Raw genomic sequence first — 14,587 nt, 5'->3', positions numbered from 1 at the left:
TCGATAAAAGATCGATAATTGCGGGGCTTACCCCGTAAGTGAAACCGACTCCCACCGAAACCGACAAAAATACTAACAGAACTATCCAACGACCCATTTTTTTTTACCCCCTACTTTTTTTGAGAAATTAAAACGTAACCTTACGATAAACGATTCCATTCATAACCCCGTCGAGCGCCAATAGAAGCGAGACGTTGAGTTTCCTCGAGCGCCAATAGAAGCGAGACGCTTTAGTTTCCTCGATTTGTATATGGATTTTCTAAAGTTCTTATTAAAAAGAAACCCGTTGGAATCTTTGAATTTATTTTCATCATTTTCACCTTTTATCTTCCCGTTTGCTTTTTTAGTGAAAACCAAACCTTTCACTGTTTACGATATTCTAATGAATACAAATGATAGTCCGCTTATTCTAAACATATATATGAATTGTATTTGAATTCTGATTCGTATTTTTTTAAAATCCGGATTATTTATTAAATTTTACTTAAGTATCAATTGGGATCGTTTTCGGGGGAATTACATACTGTTCTCCTCGATATAACTCGCTTTACGTTCTATCGGATCTTCGAATTTCGATAGGGCAGGTGGAAATATAGGTCTATCGAGTACATTCTCGACGTTGTATTGATTGAAACTCCGTCGTAAACTCCTCTCGATGAATTTTCAAAACATACAATCTGCGATGAACAAAATGATCGCAGAAATAAAAAAACCGGATCCGGCGATTCCCATGTATTTAGGCGATCGCAATCCGGGCACACCCGAATACCCGTACGGAGTTTATAAGATCCTTGAATTGAATCAGGATTTAACGAAAAACGCTTCGAAACGAATCGAGACGATTGATGCCGAAAGTTTCAAAGAAATCATCCGTAAAAATCAAAGGGCATCCGTTCGTGTTTCCTTTTTAGACGGAACATCGATTGAAACTTGTTGGGACCTCGCCGAAAAGGCGATGGATTGGTTCGATTCTTTGGACGGCCTGATCGAATGCGAGAAGTTCGGCGTCACTCCTTCGCTTATCTCCGGAACCGCTCAAGACGAGACGATTCTTTTGGATGCGAATCGATACGAATACAAGACGGGCTTCGATGTTTTATTTCAGTCGAGAAAATACAATGAAAAACAAGGCCAGCCAACCGCAAGCGCACCAACGGTTGAGTATCAGGAGGAAACATGAGCGCACAAACAATCTCTAAAATAGAACCGATCCGTATCAATCTATTTCTTAGAAATACGCCGGTCTCTCAAATGGGATTCGGATTACCTTTGATTTTAGGAATCAAGGCTCCGACCTATTTCTTACAAGTATCGAGCGGATCTTCCGGTCTTATCTGGAAATCAGCAACTCCCGGAGTTTCAAACATTCACGTTAAGTATGTCGTCTCCGGAAATAATTCCGCGTTATCCGTCGTTCGAACGGGCGCAGGAACGGAAGGGAGTCCGTATGTGATTACGGTTAACGTAGCAACGGACGGAACCGGCGTTGTAACGTCTAACGCGCATCAGGTTAAACTGGCAGCGGAGGCAGTGGCGAACGTAGCCGGCGCTTCCAAGATCGTGGACGTAGAAGAAGTTGCAAACGCGGGCAACGGAATCGTGTCTTCCTTTCCTCAAACCGCTTTGAGTTACGAAAGATATATGGAAATCACTTCGGCAGACTCCCTTTTGGAACTCGGTTTTACCTCTTCCGATAAGGAATATCTGCAAGCGACGAGGGAATTTAGACAAACTCCGAGACCGAAAACCGTAGCCGTTTTTCTTCTTACTTCCTGGGCAAACGCTCCCGAAGAAATTTCTAACTTACGAAATTCCGGAAAGGACGCTTGGTTTAAAACGACCGCAACGGCTCACGACAAGTCCACAATACACGCGTTAGGCGACTATCTCGCTTCGATCGAAAAGATGTTTTTCGCATGCACCGACGATATCACCGCGCTCGACGGAAGAAACTCCATCTGGGAATATCTTACCTTGCATAAAAATCCGGATTCTTTTCCGGAAGCGGCTTGGGTGGGAAACACCGCGCCTCGCAGAGTCGGTTCGTATAACTACGCTTATCTTTCTTTGGACGGAGTTGAAAACTCGGGATACACAAATTCACAAGCGAGTTCCGTCTTCGCTGAAAACGGAAATTTGATCGTGGACTTCGGAGGAAGACAGGTTCCTTATCCGGGAATTTCAACCGCAAAGGTTTACGCGGACGTGGTCGAAAACCGCGCCTGGTTGAAGGCTCGACTGAGAGAAAACGTAACCGCACTTTTTCTAAACGCGGACGTGGTTCCTTATACCATTCAAGGAATTCAGATGATCGAGTCCCGCATGAGAGAGGTTTTTGCACAAGCCGGCGTTCAAGGGATCATCGCTCCCGTGGAAACGGAAGCCGATAAAACCCGTTCCGATCTCGGCGACTATCAGTATAAAATCAATCTTCCGGAAACGATAGACGAAATTCCTGCAAACGATCGCAACAACCGGATTCTTCCGAACATTACCTTTTCCTGTCGTTTAAGAGGGGCGATCAACGAAGTCGATATAGACGGCGAACTTACTTAAGGAGAAATTCAATGAATGGCATTTGGGATCCGAAGAAATTAAACGTTAACTGCAACGGAAGAGACGTTTCAGGTATGAGTCAAGCCGACGGTTTTTTTAAAATCGAACCGGTCACGAAGGAATACATCCTATCTCAGGTCGGAATCAAAGGGGATTGGAACATCTCCGAAGTATACGACGGAAGAGTAAAACTAACGGTCGCTCTTATGGGCGATTCTCCCGAAAACGAATTTTTTTTCGCCATGGGGGAAGGACGTCTGCCTTGCGTCTTTACGATCAAGGATAAGAGCGACGGCGGAATGTTGGGTTTCTCCGCGCAGGGAAGGGTCTGGGAAAGACCGAATATCGAAAAGGGAAAAGAATACAAGGATAAAACCTGGGTGTTCCTTTTGCCCGATTATAAGGGAGTTTTAACGGCATGACCGAACAAACAACAGCTAAAATTTCTAATATTCAGGAAAATGAATTTAAAGGTAAAAATAAGATCGAGTCGGAAACTCGGACGAATCCCGCGGAGCCGATCCTCGAAACGGTAGACGACGACGCAAGGGTCGCGCAGATCCACTTTGTGGACGGAAGAAAATACAAACTGCAACATCCGGGTAATCGAAAGGCTCTTCGCTGGAGACAGGAATCCGTTTCTCTCACCGAAGGACTGAATCAGGACAAGCTGCTCGATAAGTTCTTTAAGTTTTGCGTAAGTTCGACGGGACATTCGTTCGAACCTACGTTAGACACGATTGAACCGAACCACGTGGAGGTGTGGTTGCGCCTCGCGAATCGATTTCTTAAGTGGGAACTGGAATAGAAAATTTCCGGACTTCGGCGAACTTCCTTCCGTGGAAGAATGGATGAAATGGATCGACGAGGAAGTCGATCGAGAGATGTTTCTTTGGCAACCTTTCATCCTCGGTGCGGCGCATTTTACCCGAAACGATATAGAAAATGCGCCCACCGTCCTTTATCTGAAAATGATGGAAGTGATCGGTAGAAGAAAAAAAAGGGAAGCGGAAGAGAAGTGCGAGGAGTTGAAGTTCCTGGCCAGGTTGATTCGAGGAACGGAATTTTAAAAACGTAAGTTCGGTCTCCACGAACTTACGTTAAAAAGTAAGAACGATAACATCTTAGGAAAACAAAAGTATGGCAGCCCGTGAATTGAACATAACAATCAAGTTGGATATCGATTCGATCGATTTTGAGAACGAGGTCTCTCGGGAATTGAAAGTTTTACGATCTCAGATCTTGGAATTTTCGGACTCCCTCGATCTCTTTTCCGAATCCGGAGCCGAAGCTTTGAAAAAATTCGGAGAGTCCATCGGCGATTCTCTTACGGGAAACGCGGAACCCGCTTTGACAAGACTCGCAAAAAATCTTAGAACCACAGAGTCCGATCTGATCGGTTTGATTTCAAAAACGAAGGGGAATCTAAAACTCGAACGAGAATTTCAAGCGACCGCAAGGGCGGCCGGTCTCACCGATGGCGAGATTCAAAAAATAAATCGGGATTTGGAAATGACGAATCGGATTTCCGGTTTTCTCGTAGCAGGAATGAAAAAGGTCGGCGCGGCCGCTCTCGACTTTGCGGTTTCTTTTGTGTCCTCTTCCGTTGAAGCGGGACTTGCATTAGAAAAGCAGAATGTAATTTTGAAAAGTCTTTCCGGTTCGGAATATCCGAAACTAAAGGAAGCGATCGACGCGACGATCGAAAGTTCGAGAGGACTAACAAACCAAAAACAACTGACCGAGGTCGCAAACGACGCGATCAAGGCAGGAGTTTCTATGGATTTTATTTCCAAGAACCTATCCGGACTTCAAAAGGTTTCCGCCGTTACGGGAACTTCATTGTCTTCTTCCATGACCGAAGCTTACAACGCCATTCAAACCGGTTCGGACGATTTCCTAAAAAACAACGGCGTTTTGTTTGCGGCTTATTCGAAAGAATTCGCGCAAATCAACGAGTCCGGTATGTCCGAAGCGACCAAACGAATCGCAAGAGAAAAACTCGTCTCCGCGGCGTTAGGCGAAAATTCCGCATTACAATCCGCTTATGGAGCTCATATAGGAACTTCCGCCGTGGTTTTAGAACGGTTTACCGCAATTGTCGACGGTTTGAAGTCGAGTTTTGGAACTTTGATTCTGGAGGCGCTGGGTCCGTTTTTAAACGCGTTTATTCAAATATTTGAATATTTTACGGTCGGTGAACAGGCTTCAAGCCGATTGAAGGGAGCCCTAGTTATATTGGGAAGCGTCGCCGTTGGTGCGTTAGTCGCAATCGCAATGGCGTCGGGTGTAACGTTTGCCTCTCTCTTTTCGATGACCGCAGCCATGATTCCCGCGTTATTTTCGATGGCCGCTGCGGGTTGGGCCGCAGTTGCGCCTTGGATTCCGTTTATCGTGATCGGACTCGCGGTCGCCGCGGTGATCGCCGGAATCATCCTACTCGTTCAGGATCTTCTTACATGGATGGAGGGAGGGGAGTCCGTGATCGGAAAATTCCTAGGCGATTCTAAGAATGCGGTAGGAGGAGACACAACTCGGACCGAGCAGACTAACAATGCGAAGGCGGCAGTCGATTCAAAGGAAGCGCAGAAATTTTCGCTCTTTAATATGGCGTCCGGATTTTCCCCGGACGGCGGATTTAATTTTCCCAAAGGAACCGCAGTAAGCGGCGGACCGTCACTTCCAAACGGATATGCGGTTCCCGTCCAACCTCCGAGCAAAAACGCATCGAATTCCTGCTGCGGAGGGATCGTAGTGAATATCGCAAAGGTAATGTTAGGCGGTGCATCTTCGAAAGAAGACGCGCGGTTGTTCGGGGATTATTTGGAGAAAGAATTGGAAAAGATCGCAATTAAAATCGGACTCGGGTCCGGAATGTCACCGGAGGCAATCTAATGGGAATCTTATCGGGAAGAGATAAAATCGCGCTCACGGACGGAGACGACGAGGTCGAACTGAACGTTTCCTTGGACATTCAACACAGTTATCCCGCGGAAATCACCCGCCATACGGTCGAAAAAGAGGTCGGTATGACTTCGATCACGGATCACGTGATTCCGGGGCAAAGAGGGATGACGTTAAACGCCCTTCTTTCCTCGTCGATCGGAGTTATCGCCTTATCCCGAACGACGGTGGATGAAAAATTGGAAACACTCGTTCGTTGGCAGTCCGGAGGCGCGTTAGTCACTCTTTTGGGTTACGGAACGGGAGGGATTATCGGAAAAATTTTGTCCATGTTGCCTTCCGTATTTCGATATGTGGAGCCGAACGACCCCGATAACCGGTACCTGGGGCGTTCCGCGGACGAGATTCCCAATCTTATAATCGGAGATTTGAATATTCAAGAAACGAAAGATACCGGGGACGACGTTACGGTAAACCTTTCCTTGTTTCCCGTTCTGATTGCGGAAGCGAAAACAAGGCAATTGAGACGTGTGAAATCCGCAGGCGGTAGAACTCCGCAAAAACAGACAAAAACGGGAAATCCTCCTCCCGTTAAATCCACGAGTTGGTCGGGGTCCTTTTTTCAATGAACGAGTACAGATATTTACCGGTCGATCCGAATACATTCCCGATTCGTTATACGTATACGATCGGAGTCGAAGAATACGAATTTGAATTCGCACATAATAAAATTGAAAATTTCATCACGGTCGTGGTTCGGGACCGGGACGATAAGGATCTTTTCGCGTCCAGATTGGTTTACGGAGTACCGTTGAATCACGCGGTGGTGGACGGGTTTCCGGTAACGATTCTTTTAACTCCGTTCGATCTGGACGATTATTACAGGGAAGAATTTAAGGATATCCCAGTGAATCTCGAAACTTTCGGAGCGGGTGTAAAAATTTATATAGGAGTTAAAGAATGAACGGAAATCCGAAACTGTTCGGTCGTGTCGCTTCTTTGGAAATTCTTCCGAAAGTCGGATTGGGAAAAGAGTTCCGTTATCCGCCTTTTGATCTCGAATTTGAAACCGAATTAGACAAATTGAATTTAACCAAGGTGACTTTGTACAACGTAAACGAGGACACCGTTCGTTTGATCGGAGCAAAATCGAAAGGAAAAGGATTCCAGTATCCCACCGCGTTGTTAAACGCGGGTTACAAGGATGAAAACGGACTCGTCGTTTCCGGCGAAGTGATTCTTCCCAAATTCAAACGGGAAGGAACGGAAAAAAAGTTGGAGTTTCAAATCAGCGGGAGCGCCGGTTCTTGGAGCGGCTATTATATTATGAAAACGTATACCGATCTTCCTGCTCAAACGGTGATCCTGGATATTCTGAATCGGGGAAATATCAAGCCCGGAAGAATCAATTTGGGCGAGAATAAAATCGTCGATTTCAGCGCCAACACGGAGTTAGGCGATTGTATACGTCGTTTTTGTAATTTAACAAAATCTGAATATTGGTTTCAGGACGGATTTCTCCACATCGACGCGCGGAATCCGTCGAAAAAAAACAGTAGCATTTATCTGGATCATTCTTCGGGGCTAATCGGCGTTCCCGAAAAAGGGCGGAAAACCTGGAAGGTTACGAGTCTTTTCCGGCACAAATTCAAGAAGAATACGGTCATCACCGTAAAAGGAGGAGGACTCGATTCGGAATGTAGGATCGTAAGCGGAAAACATAAATTTTCGACGTTCGATTCCTCCAATTTTTCCGAATTGGAGGTGTTACCGATATGAAATTGGACGAAGCGATATTGGGCGCGATTCAAAATAACTTATCCAAAATTCAAGTCGGTCTTCCCGGGATCGTCGAATCCTTTAATCCGACGGAGATGACGGCTAACGTTAGAATTCCATTTAAAAAAGAGGACGGCTTCGGAGAAGAACGCCCCTTTCCGGTTCTTTCCGGAATTCGGGTGGGTAGTCTTTGGGCTGGGGATTTTTATATCAAACCGGATTATAAACGCGGAGATAAGGTCTGGGTATCCTTTTCCACACACGATATTTCCGCCGCGATTTGCGGAGTGGACGCGGTCGTTTCCGATTCCCTTTTCGATCTTCAGAGCGCCTGTGTGGTCGGCGGATTTAAAGGGAAAGCGGATTTGCCCGCTCTTACCGCAAACAAACCGGGGCTTATCATAGGACACAAGGAAGGGAAATCACTCATACAGATGGAGGGTGATACGATCAAAATTCAAGGCGGTTTGATCGACCTTACCGAATATTCGGTGTTAGGTGAGTCGTTGGTCCAGTTTATGAAGTTATTGATCGATGTCTTTTTAAACAACTCCGCCTCGTTTACGACAAACACGGTTCCGGGTTCTCCCGCAGGTCTTGCGCCTTCCGTGGTTGCTCAGCTGAACGTTCGAAAGGCCGAGGTGGAACAAATTCTTTCGGGAAAGGTAAAAATCGGATGAAAGGTTTGAAGATTGAAAATAGGGACGTCGTTCGAAGCGCGGGTAAACCGATCGTGATCGAAGGTCTGGAGTATTATTCCCAAAGGATCAAACACGCGATCCGTTTGTCCCTCGGTGAATCCGAATACGAGCCGTTAGCCGGTATCGATTGGCAAACGATATTCTCCGCGAGGGTTTCGAAAGAAAGGGTTTTGACGGAAATCAAAAAAATCCTTCAAAAGGACCCGGAGACGATATCGATCGAGAGTATCGAATTGATCGAAGAGGACGGAATAAATAGAAAATTGAATATTCAATTTTCAGCAATTACTCGATACGGAATCGTTACGGAGGAAATACGATGAGCGGAGTCGCCGAACAGGGATTTATACGTAAAACAAGAGAGGAAATTTTAACCGATCTGGAGGAAAGTTACACGACTCATCTCGGAGCGGATATCGATCTTTCTATCGTAAGCGAAGACGGGATTCGTATGAGAATTCTCGCGGACGAGATCGATAAGATCCATCAACTTGCGGAAGCGGTTTTTTATTCCAACTTCGCCCATACCGCGACCGGAGTTTCTTTGGATCGGGTCTTAAATCCCCTCGGCGCCGAACGTCAACCGGCCAAACGTTCCATCGTAACGTTGCGGTTTTCAGGCGTGGACGGAGCGTTCGTTCCGGTCGGAGTCATTTGCCGGAACGGAAGCGGAATTTTATTTATCACCATCGAGTCGGGTTCCGTTTCCGGAGGAACGATTCTTCTCAACGCGCAGGCTTTGGAAATGGAATACGGAATCAAAGCGAATGTGGGGGCTAACACGATCAATACGATCAACACCGCGATCACCGGAGTCGATTTCGTAACCAATCCGGAACCTGCCCGCGGAGGACGATCGATCGAAACGGATTACGAATATCTTAACCGTTTTATCGAAGAAGGCGTGAACGGAGGATCTTCCGCCGCGAACGTACAAGGAGTTTTGAATAACATCGAATCCGTATTGACTGCGGTCGTGTATGAAAACGCAACCGACTTTGTAGATGCAGAAGGACGTCCCTCGCATTCCATGGAAGCGGTCATCGAAGGAGGTACGGCGGCAGAAATCGGAGAAGTATTTTTAAGAAACTGGCCCGGTGGAATCGAATCTTTCGGATCGGAAATGACGACGGTGATCGATAACAAGGGAGTTCCGAGAACGTATCATTTCAATCGACCCGTCGACGTGAACGTTTTTGTAAAAATCGATATCGTTAAGGATCCGATTCTCTGGGCGCCCGGATCCGAAACCATCGTCAAAACGAATTGTATCAAGGTGATCGGAGGAGTGGATACGATCGCTTCCGTTTCCACTTCTTACAAAGGGGATGGTACCGGCGCCGACGTTTTCTCATGGAAGTTGATCGCGGCTCAAAGCGGACTTACCGAGTACAATTCGTTTAACGTTTTAGGGATCAAATCGATGAACGCCAAGGTTGGATTCTCCTCTCCCGCGTTGCTCGATACGTTAGCGATCAATAGCAGACAACGTGCAAAATTGATCACCGCCAATATTCAGGTGAATTTCATATGACGAGCATCGAGGAAATCCTAAAAAAATATCCTTCTTCTCTTTTTAATCAGGATCCGGAATCGGAGATCGGAAAGAAGTGGAAGGCGGAATTGGAGTTACTTCAAGAGACGAGTTCCGTTTTGGAATCGATCTCCGGAATTACCGATTATAAAAATCAAAGCGGGGCGATACTCGACCTCATAGGGAAAAACCTCAAACAACCCAGAAACGGAAGCGACGATTTCAGGTATCGAATTTTTCTTTCGATCGCAAGACAAAAACGAAAGTCAAAGGGCGACATTTTTTCTATGAACGAAATCGGTTCTCAGATCCTTGCGGGAACCGGAACGTTATACGAAATCCAAGAGCTCTGTTACGGCGGGGCTCCGATGCTTTTAGACGGAAACTTGACGTTTAACGGAGAATATCCTCTTTCCGGAAGTACGAAACGTCCGGCCACGATCCGAGTGATTTTTAAGGGATCGATCGATACGGTCGTAGTGGCGCCCGAATTCAATCAGGCGATCGCGCAGATTCGAGCCGGCGGAGTGAATTCCATCATCAGTTACCGTTTTGAAACATCCACGTTAGACGGTCGTTTATACGGTTCCGCGTTACGCGCGTCTTATTTGGACGGAACCTGGCCCTTGAACGGTTTTACCGTCTTTTGCGAAGGAAACGTAAAAGTTCTACCGTATGAAATTGCGTTTGGGATCGGCGGAAGGAATCAAGGAAAACCTCGCATTCCCCAACCGGGAGATACTGGACTGCAGAATGAAGTATTTCGAAAGTTAGTCGAAATACAAACCGATCCGGACGGTTCTCGATTTTTTAAAACGACCGTAAAACAGGCGGAACTGATCGGCTACGAGATCGACGAGATCGGATTGTTTGATAAGGACGGAGGTTTGCTCTTTCTCAAAACGTTTCCTTCCAAGCCGAAGGACAATCTCATACTTTACGAATTCGTAATTAAAGAGGAGTTCGTATGATTCGAATCATCTCGGGCAAAACAACGATTGAAACCGGGATCGAGGTAAGTCGAAAATTGAAATGCTTCCGGTGGCCGCTTTTTCAACTCCCTCTAATCCGTTGGAGTATTGCGAGAAGAAGGGTTTTCGGAACATCGGAGACGGGCTATAATCGGGATTCTTTAGAGACATCGATTTAAAAAAGCAGAAAGAACACGTCCGGTCTTATTTTAAGATCGAACCACCTTTTGAACTATATGAACGTTTTTTAATATTTGAACAGGAGTTAAAGTAATAAAATGGCAGTATTTAATCCGACAAAAACAAGGACATGGACCAAAAACACGCCGGCGGACGGCGATCTTATAGACGACGAGGTGGATCGTCTGTACGGAAACGATCAATATCTGAAAGACAGAATCGATCTGACGGATATAAATCTTTCAGCCGCTCAGGTTCCGTTAGGCGGAATCATTGAGGACAATTTGAATCAGGCATCATCCACATTGTTCAAGGACGCGAACGCACAAGCCATTTCGAGGTCCGCGTTTTCAAACCTCTGGAACTTAGTCTACCGTAACGTGAGCGGAATCGTTCCGGCCACCGATCGAATCAATTCAACCGCACACGGTTGTGTCGAAGGGCAACTCGTAAAGTTCTCCTTTACCGGAGGTGGAATCACTGCATTGACAAATTATTATATTCGAAATCCAACCGCAAACGACTTCCAGATCTCCGCGACCCCAACCGGAACAGTCATAGATTTAACCTCCTCACAAACCGGAGAGATGATTACAAATGTAGAATATGGATTTGGAGACGGATCGACTACGTATAACGTTCCAGATCGAAGAGGGATTTTTGCCAGAGGAGCGGGAATTCACGGATCGAGGGCAAAAGCCGCCGGTGGAAATTACGACGGGGGTGCGGTTGGATATGCGGGGCAGGATATGATGTTCGGACATGGTCATGAACTTTGGGGCGAGATAGGGAGCGCGTCCGGAGCGGGAACCGTCCACTTTAACACCAACTCTGCAAATATAACACGTTTATTTACAGGAGGAGGGCCAACGGGTCAGCCCGTTAGAACACCAAATTCGGACGGAACCAACGGAACCCCCCGAACCGGCAACGAAACAACTCCCGCCTACGTCGCGGTAAAATATAAAGTGAGGGTAGCATGAGCAATTACATCATCGATAAACATTCCAAAAATGTAATTTGGATCAATCCGGATCCAAGCCGACTCGCGGGAAAATCCGCCTGGTTCGATTTCGATCCGTCCAAACACGAGATCGTTTATGCGACCAGTTATAACCCGCAGATCGGAGATACGTTCAAACCGGAAATAGAAAACGGTTATATAAAGGATTTCGAACCGAAAAAAGTTTATGATAAAAAAACGATGATCGAACGGGTTCTACAAAATTGGGAAGACGAAATCGATCCGGAAACGGAAACAACGGAAGAGCCTCTTCAGAGCAAAGACGGACAAAATCTTCCGGACCAGATTTATACTCCATCGGGTTGGAAGATCGACCTGGATCGAAAAAAAGAGTCCATATTACGATCTCTTCCATCCATCTGCGAATCCAAAATCGTTTCCGGGTTTTTCTCGTCCGCGTTAGGCGCGCCTCATTTTTACGGCAGTGATAGAGAGGATCAAATCAACTTGATCGGATCGGTTTCGCTTAACGCGAGTGTTCCTTATAAATGCGTAGATCCAAACGGAATCAAGGAATATCGGATTCACAGCGCGGAACAGATCAAACAGGTGTTAAACGACGGAGCCGTCCGAAAGGTTTTCCTATTACAACGCGTCGGCGAATTGAAAACGCTCCTACAAGAGGCAAATTCTTGGGAGGAATTGTCCAGGATTGATACGGATACGGGTTGGGAATGAAATAGGATTTCGCCATTTTTCGTTACGCGTGCGTTTCCCGAGCTTTGAATGCGCGCAAAACGGAAAACGAATGTGTTCTCGTATCCGATTGCCGAAGGATTTTGTATCGATTGCCGATCCCTACAAAATAGAGTGTCCAAAATTCTGCGCCTAAACGCGGGATTTGTGCTCAAATTGACATTATTCTATTTTATAGGGATTAGTAAAAAAACGAACGTGGTCGAAACGAAGGATAAAATTTCTGAAAACAAGCATTAGTTTATAATACTTTTATAATATTTTTAAAAACGATCCTTTTTTGAATCTCGCTCGTTCCGGCTCTTACGGAAGTTTCTGTTTTTTACGGCGAATTTTTCTGCCGTAAATCCATCCCGCGAGAAGAAGGGGATATCCGAGCCAAGCCAAAAGGTTTGCGTAAAAGTGGGAATGATTTTCGGAAATGCTCGGGATTTGTAAAACCAAACCCGCTAACAAAAGGATGATGTGAATTTCGGTATATTCCGAATTTTGAACAAAGGGAAATTTTCCAAGTCCGCAACCCGTAAGGAACGCGGACAATCCGAAAAGGATTCCGAATCTTCCCAAAATCAAATGCAGATCCTGCGGCAAAAATGAAATCGAAATCGGAAGAAAGATTCCGCAACTTAAAAGAAGGATTGAAACGATTCCCAAAACGGAATGAAGTTTGAGTCGATTTTTTGTCTTCAAAAAAAATGTGTCTCGCTTAACGTGAATTCGACGTAAGAAAGATTGACGGTTTGCTCGAAAAGCGAAATGGATTGCCATTCTAATTGGTCTATCCCGGGAACTAAGGCGTTGCTCTCTATGAATCGCAACATAATAATCGCTTTCACATTTGTTGAACGGAAGTTTGCGTTTAGATCACGGCTCTCCGCTGGTGACGGGAATCGGTTCGTTTTCCGGAAGAAGGCTCGTCGCCAAGAGTTCCGGAGAATCCGGATCGAGAGGAATGGAAACTTTCGGTAAAGAATTTTGTGTCGTTTTAAAATAATAATACATCGGAACGGAAAGAAGTGTAAAACCGATTCCCCAAAAAGCTTCCGTTGATTTGTTCCAAAGTAAGGTGGCGATAATTCCGATGTTGGAAGCTATATAAAGGTACGTTGTATAAGGATATCCTGGAATTCTAAACTTCAATTTGTAATGTCTTTTTTCAAATAGGATCGGAGTATAAGCGGTAATGGTCGCGAGAAGTAAAGTGGAACAAGTGATTAAGTAAAGGAGACTTTCTATTTCTTTCACGAAGCAGAATAAACAGGCATAACCGCATTGAAAGACAAGGGACATGTAAGGGCTTTTGTGTTTGGGATGTAGTTTGGCCATATTCGGAAAAAAGAATCCGTCTCTTGCCATCGCAAAATAAATTCTGGAACCTCCAATGATGTAAGCCGAGATCGATCCTAGAAACGCCCAGCAAATGAAGGCCGTGATAAAAACCGCGGCCCTAGGTCCGAAAAGGGCGGAGGAAGCGGTGATTCCGATCTTATCTCCGGAAAGTTCCGCGAGAGATCCCGAACTTAAAAAAAGAAAGTTTATGAGAATATAGAGAATGGTGACTAACGCACAAGAATACAAAACGGCCTTGTAGATATTCTTATCCGGATCTTTGACTTCTTCGGCGACGTAGGTGATCATATTCCATCCAAGGTAGGAATACGTCACCGGAATCACTCCCGCAAGTAAGAGTTCGAATCCCTTTAAACCGGAGGGAAATAAAGAGTAGGATTGAAAACGGGAAGGATCGTAGTTTCCGATGGTAAAACCCAAAAACACAAAGGAAACCAACCCGATGATTTTTACTCCCGTGAATAAGTTTTGAATTCTGGACGCTGTCGAGATTCCGAAAAAGTTGATGATCGTAAAAAGAAGAATCGCGCTCATCGCCAAAATTTGTGCGATTCCGATCGAAATCGTAAGCCCTAAAAACGGAAACTCAAAAAAGTAAATGTCCCAGGACGGTTTGATTAGGGAAAAAAACGATTTAGAAAATGCTAATGCAGACAAGGAGATCGAAGCGGAAAAATTGATCGATAAGGAAAGCCATCCGCTCGCAAAAGCGACGATGGGTGAATAGGCTTCCTTTAGATAAACGTAATCGCCTCCCGCGTAGGGAAATAGGGAAGCCGATTTTGCATAGGACATCGCACCTGCTATTGCCAGAAATCCTCCTAAAATCCAAGCGAGCAAAACGATGTTTGGGTTTGGAACTTGGTGAAGAATGTATCCCGTAGTGATAAAA

General features: G+C 45.6%; 17 protein-coding genes (1 of these 17 running past the window's edge). 15 read left to right on the top strand and 2 right to left on the bottom strand.

The window, feature by feature from the left end; genetic code table 11:
* Nucleotides 1–655 precede the first annotated feature (655 nt).
* The 15 genes from LEP1GSC194_RS18435 (at nt 656) to LEP1GSC194_RS18360 (ending at nt 12,327) form a co-directional block, all read left to right on the top strand.
* Nucleotides 656–1,180 (top strand): phage neck terminator protein, encoded by a 525-nt coding sequence (locus tag LEP1GSC194_RS18435; protein ID WP_020775011.1) that lies wholly within the window; start codon nt 656–658, stop codon nt 1,178–1,180.
* On the top strand, nt 1,177–2,556 hold the full coding sequence (locus LEP1GSC194_RS18430) for a DUF3383 family protein (protein ID WP_020775001.1): 1,380 nt from the start codon (nt 1,177–1,179) through the stop codon (nt 2,554–2,556). The genes LEP1GSC194_RS18435 and LEP1GSC194_RS18430 overlap by 4 nt, the downstream gene beginning before the upstream one ends.
* 11 nt (nt 2,557–2,567) lie before the next feature.
* Nucleotides 2,568–2,978, top strand: a complete 411-nt coding sequence (locus LEP1GSC194_RS18425; RefSeq protein ID WP_020775005.1) for a phage structural protein — start codon at nt 2,568–2,570, stop codon at nt 2,976–2,978.
* On the top strand, nt 2,975–3,364 hold the full coding sequence (locus tag LEP1GSC194_RS18420) for an LIC_12613 family protein (protein WP_020775004.1): 390 nt from the start codon (nt 2,975–2,977) through the stop codon (nt 3,362–3,364). The genes LEP1GSC194_RS18425 and LEP1GSC194_RS18420 overlap by 4 nt, the downstream gene beginning before the upstream one ends.
* 43 nt (nt 3,365–3,407) lie before the next feature.
* Nucleotides 3,408–3,626: a hypothetical protein gene (locus tag LEP1GSC194_RS18415; RefSeq protein WP_036043748.1), complete on the top strand. Its 219-nt coding sequence runs from the start codon at nt 3,408–3,410 to the stop codon at nt 3,624–3,626.
* Between the two features lie 70 nt (nt 3,627–3,696).
* Nucleotides 3,697–5,451 (top strand): LIC12611 family phage tail protein, encoded by a 1,755-nt coding sequence (locus tag LEP1GSC194_RS18410; protein ID WP_020775008.1) that lies wholly within the window; start codon nt 3,697–3,699, stop codon nt 5,449–5,451.
* Nucleotides 5,451–6,089, top strand: coding sequence for a phage baseplate protein (locus LEP1GSC194_RS18405; protein WP_020775006.1), 639 nt, complete (start codon nt 5,451–5,453; stop codon nt 6,087–6,089). The genes LEP1GSC194_RS18410 and LEP1GSC194_RS18405 overlap by 1 nt, the downstream gene beginning before the upstream one ends.
* On the top strand, nt 6,086–6,424 hold the full coding sequence (locus LEP1GSC194_RS18400) for a phage baseplate plug family protein (RefSeq protein ID WP_020774995.1): 339 nt from the start codon (nt 6,086–6,088) through the stop codon (nt 6,422–6,424). The genes LEP1GSC194_RS18405 and LEP1GSC194_RS18400 overlap by 4 nt, the downstream gene beginning before the upstream one ends.
* Nucleotides 6,421–7,239 carry a phage protein gene (locus LEP1GSC194_RS18395; RefSeq protein WP_020775007.1) on the top strand — a complete coding sequence of 273 codons (819 nt, stop codon included), beginning with the start codon at nt 6,421–6,423 and terminating at the stop codon, nt 7,237–7,239. The genes LEP1GSC194_RS18400 and LEP1GSC194_RS18395 overlap by 4 nt, the downstream gene beginning before the upstream one ends.
* Nucleotides 7,236–7,919, top strand: coding sequence for a Gp138 family membrane-puncturing spike protein (locus LEP1GSC194_RS18390; RefSeq protein WP_020774999.1), 684 nt, complete (start codon nt 7,236–7,238; stop codon nt 7,917–7,919). Before LEP1GSC194_RS18395 ends, LEP1GSC194_RS18390 begins: the two co-directional genes overlap by 4 nt.
* Nucleotides 7,916–8,263 (top strand): GPW/gp25 family protein, encoded by a 348-nt coding sequence (locus LEP1GSC194_RS18385; protein WP_020775009.1) that lies wholly within the window; start codon nt 7,916–7,918, stop codon nt 8,261–8,263. Before LEP1GSC194_RS18390 ends, LEP1GSC194_RS18385 begins: the two co-directional genes overlap by 4 nt.
* Complete coding sequence (locus tag LEP1GSC194_RS18380; protein WP_020775010.1) at nt 8,260–9,474, top strand: baseplate J/gp47 family protein; 1,215 nt, start codon at nt 8,260–8,262, stop codon at nt 9,472–9,474. The genes LEP1GSC194_RS18385 and LEP1GSC194_RS18380 overlap by 4 nt, the downstream gene beginning before the upstream one ends.
* A complete protein-coding gene (locus LEP1GSC194_RS18375; protein WP_020774996.1) occupies nt 9,471–10,445 on the top strand; it encodes a phage tail protein in 975 nt (324 codons plus the stop codon). Before LEP1GSC194_RS18380 ends, LEP1GSC194_RS18375 begins: the two co-directional genes overlap by 4 nt.
* A 278-nt stretch (nt 10,446–10,723) precedes the next feature.
* Nucleotides 10,724–11,608 (top strand): hypothetical protein, encoded by an 885-nt coding sequence (locus LEP1GSC194_RS18365; RefSeq protein ID WP_020774998.1) that lies wholly within the window; start codon nt 10,724–10,726, stop codon nt 11,606–11,608.
* Complete coding sequence (locus LEP1GSC194_RS18360) at nt 11,605–12,327, top strand: hypothetical protein (protein WP_017809630.1); 723 nt, start codon at nt 11,605–11,607, stop codon at nt 12,325–12,327. The genes LEP1GSC194_RS18365 and LEP1GSC194_RS18360 overlap by 4 nt, the downstream gene beginning before the upstream one ends.
* A gap of 321 nt (nt 12,328–12,648) precedes the next feature.
* On the opposite strand, the gene LEP1GSC194_RS18350 is transcribed toward LEP1GSC194_RS18360, so the two are convergent.
* Nucleotides 12,649–13,035, bottom strand: a complete 387-nt coding sequence (locus LEP1GSC194_RS18350) for a hypothetical protein (RefSeq protein WP_020774997.1) — start codon at nt 13,033–13,035, stop codon at nt 12,649–12,651.
* Between the two features lie 174 nt (nt 13,036–13,209).
* Nucleotides 13,210–14,587, bottom strand: the 3' portion of a protein-coding gene (locus tag LEP1GSC194_RS18345) for an APC family permease (protein ID WP_231384515.1). The gene runs 29 nt beyond the window's last position; only the last 1,378 of its 1,407 coding nucleotides appear in the window; its start codon lies beyond the right edge, outside the window; the stop codon is at nt 13,210–13,212.

Origin of the sequence: Leptospira alstonii serovar Sichuan str. 79601, from assembly GCF_000347175.1 — a bacterium.
GTDB classification, from domain to species: domain Bacteria; phylum Spirochaetota; class Leptospiria; order Leptospirales; family Leptospiraceae; genus Leptospira; species Leptospira alstonii.
The sequence above is the reverse complement of the archived record's forward strand: the minus strand, read 5'-3'. Positions and strand labels throughout refer to the sequence as shown.

Excerpts from the sequence above, each read along its gene's own strand:
- LEP1GSC194_RS18365 (WP_020774998.1), top strand. The coding sequence starts at position 10,724 with ATGGCAGTATTTAATCCGACAAAAACAAGGACATGGACCAAAAACACG.
- LEP1GSC194_RS18410 (WP_020775008.1), top strand. The coding sequence starts at position 3,697 with ATGGCAGCCCGTGAATTGAACATAACAATCAAGTTGGATATCGATTCG.
- LEP1GSC194_RS18390 (WP_020774999.1), top strand. The coding sequence starts at position 7,236 with ATGAAATTGGACGAAGCGATATTGGGCGCGATTCAAAATAACTTATCC.
- LEP1GSC194_RS18405 (WP_020775006.1), top strand. The coding sequence starts at position 5,451 with ATGGGAATCTTATCGGGAAGAGATAAAATCGCGCTCACGGACGGAGAC.
- LEP1GSC194_RS18385 (WP_020775009.1), top strand. The coding sequence starts at position 7,916 with ATGAAAGGTTTGAAGATTGAAAATAGGGACGTCGTTCGAAGCGCGGGT.
- LEP1GSC194_RS18415 (WP_036043748.1), top strand. The coding sequence starts at position 3,408 with ATGAAATGGATCGACGAGGAAGTCGATCGAGAGATGTTTCTTTGGCAA.
- LEP1GSC194_RS18420 (WP_020775004.1), top strand. The coding sequence starts at position 2,975 with ATGACCGAACAAACAACAGCTAAAATTTCTAATATTCAGGAAAATGAA.
- LEP1GSC194_RS18430 (WP_020775001.1), top strand. The coding sequence starts at position 1,177 with ATGAGCGCACAAACAATCTCTAAAATAGAACCGATCCGTATCAATCTA.
- LEP1GSC194_RS18380 (WP_020775010.1), top strand. The coding sequence starts at position 8,260 with ATGAGCGGAGTCGCCGAACAGGGATTTATACGTAAAACAAGAGAGGAA.
- LEP1GSC194_RS18435 (WP_020775011.1), top strand. The coding sequence starts at position 656 with ATGAATTTTCAAAACATACAATCTGCGATGAACAAAATGATCGCAGAA.
- LEP1GSC194_RS18425 (WP_020775005.1), top strand. The coding sequence starts at position 2,568 with ATGAATGGCATTTGGGATCCGAAGAAATTAAACGTTAACTGCAACGGA.
- LEP1GSC194_RS18400 (WP_020774995.1), top strand. The coding sequence starts at position 6,086 with ATGAACGAGTACAGATATTTACCGGTCGATCCGAATACATTCCCGATT.
- LEP1GSC194_RS18395 (WP_020775007.1), top strand. The coding sequence starts at position 6,421 with ATGAACGGAAATCCGAAACTGTTCGGTCGTGTCGCTTCTTTGGAAATT.
- LEP1GSC194_RS18375 (WP_020774996.1), top strand. The coding sequence starts at position 9,471 with ATGACGAGCATCGAGGAAATCCTAAAAAAATATCCTTCTTCTCTTTTT.
- LEP1GSC194_RS18360 (WP_017809630.1), top strand. The coding sequence starts at position 11,605 with ATGAGCAATTACATCATCGATAAACATTCCAAAAATGTAATTTGGATC.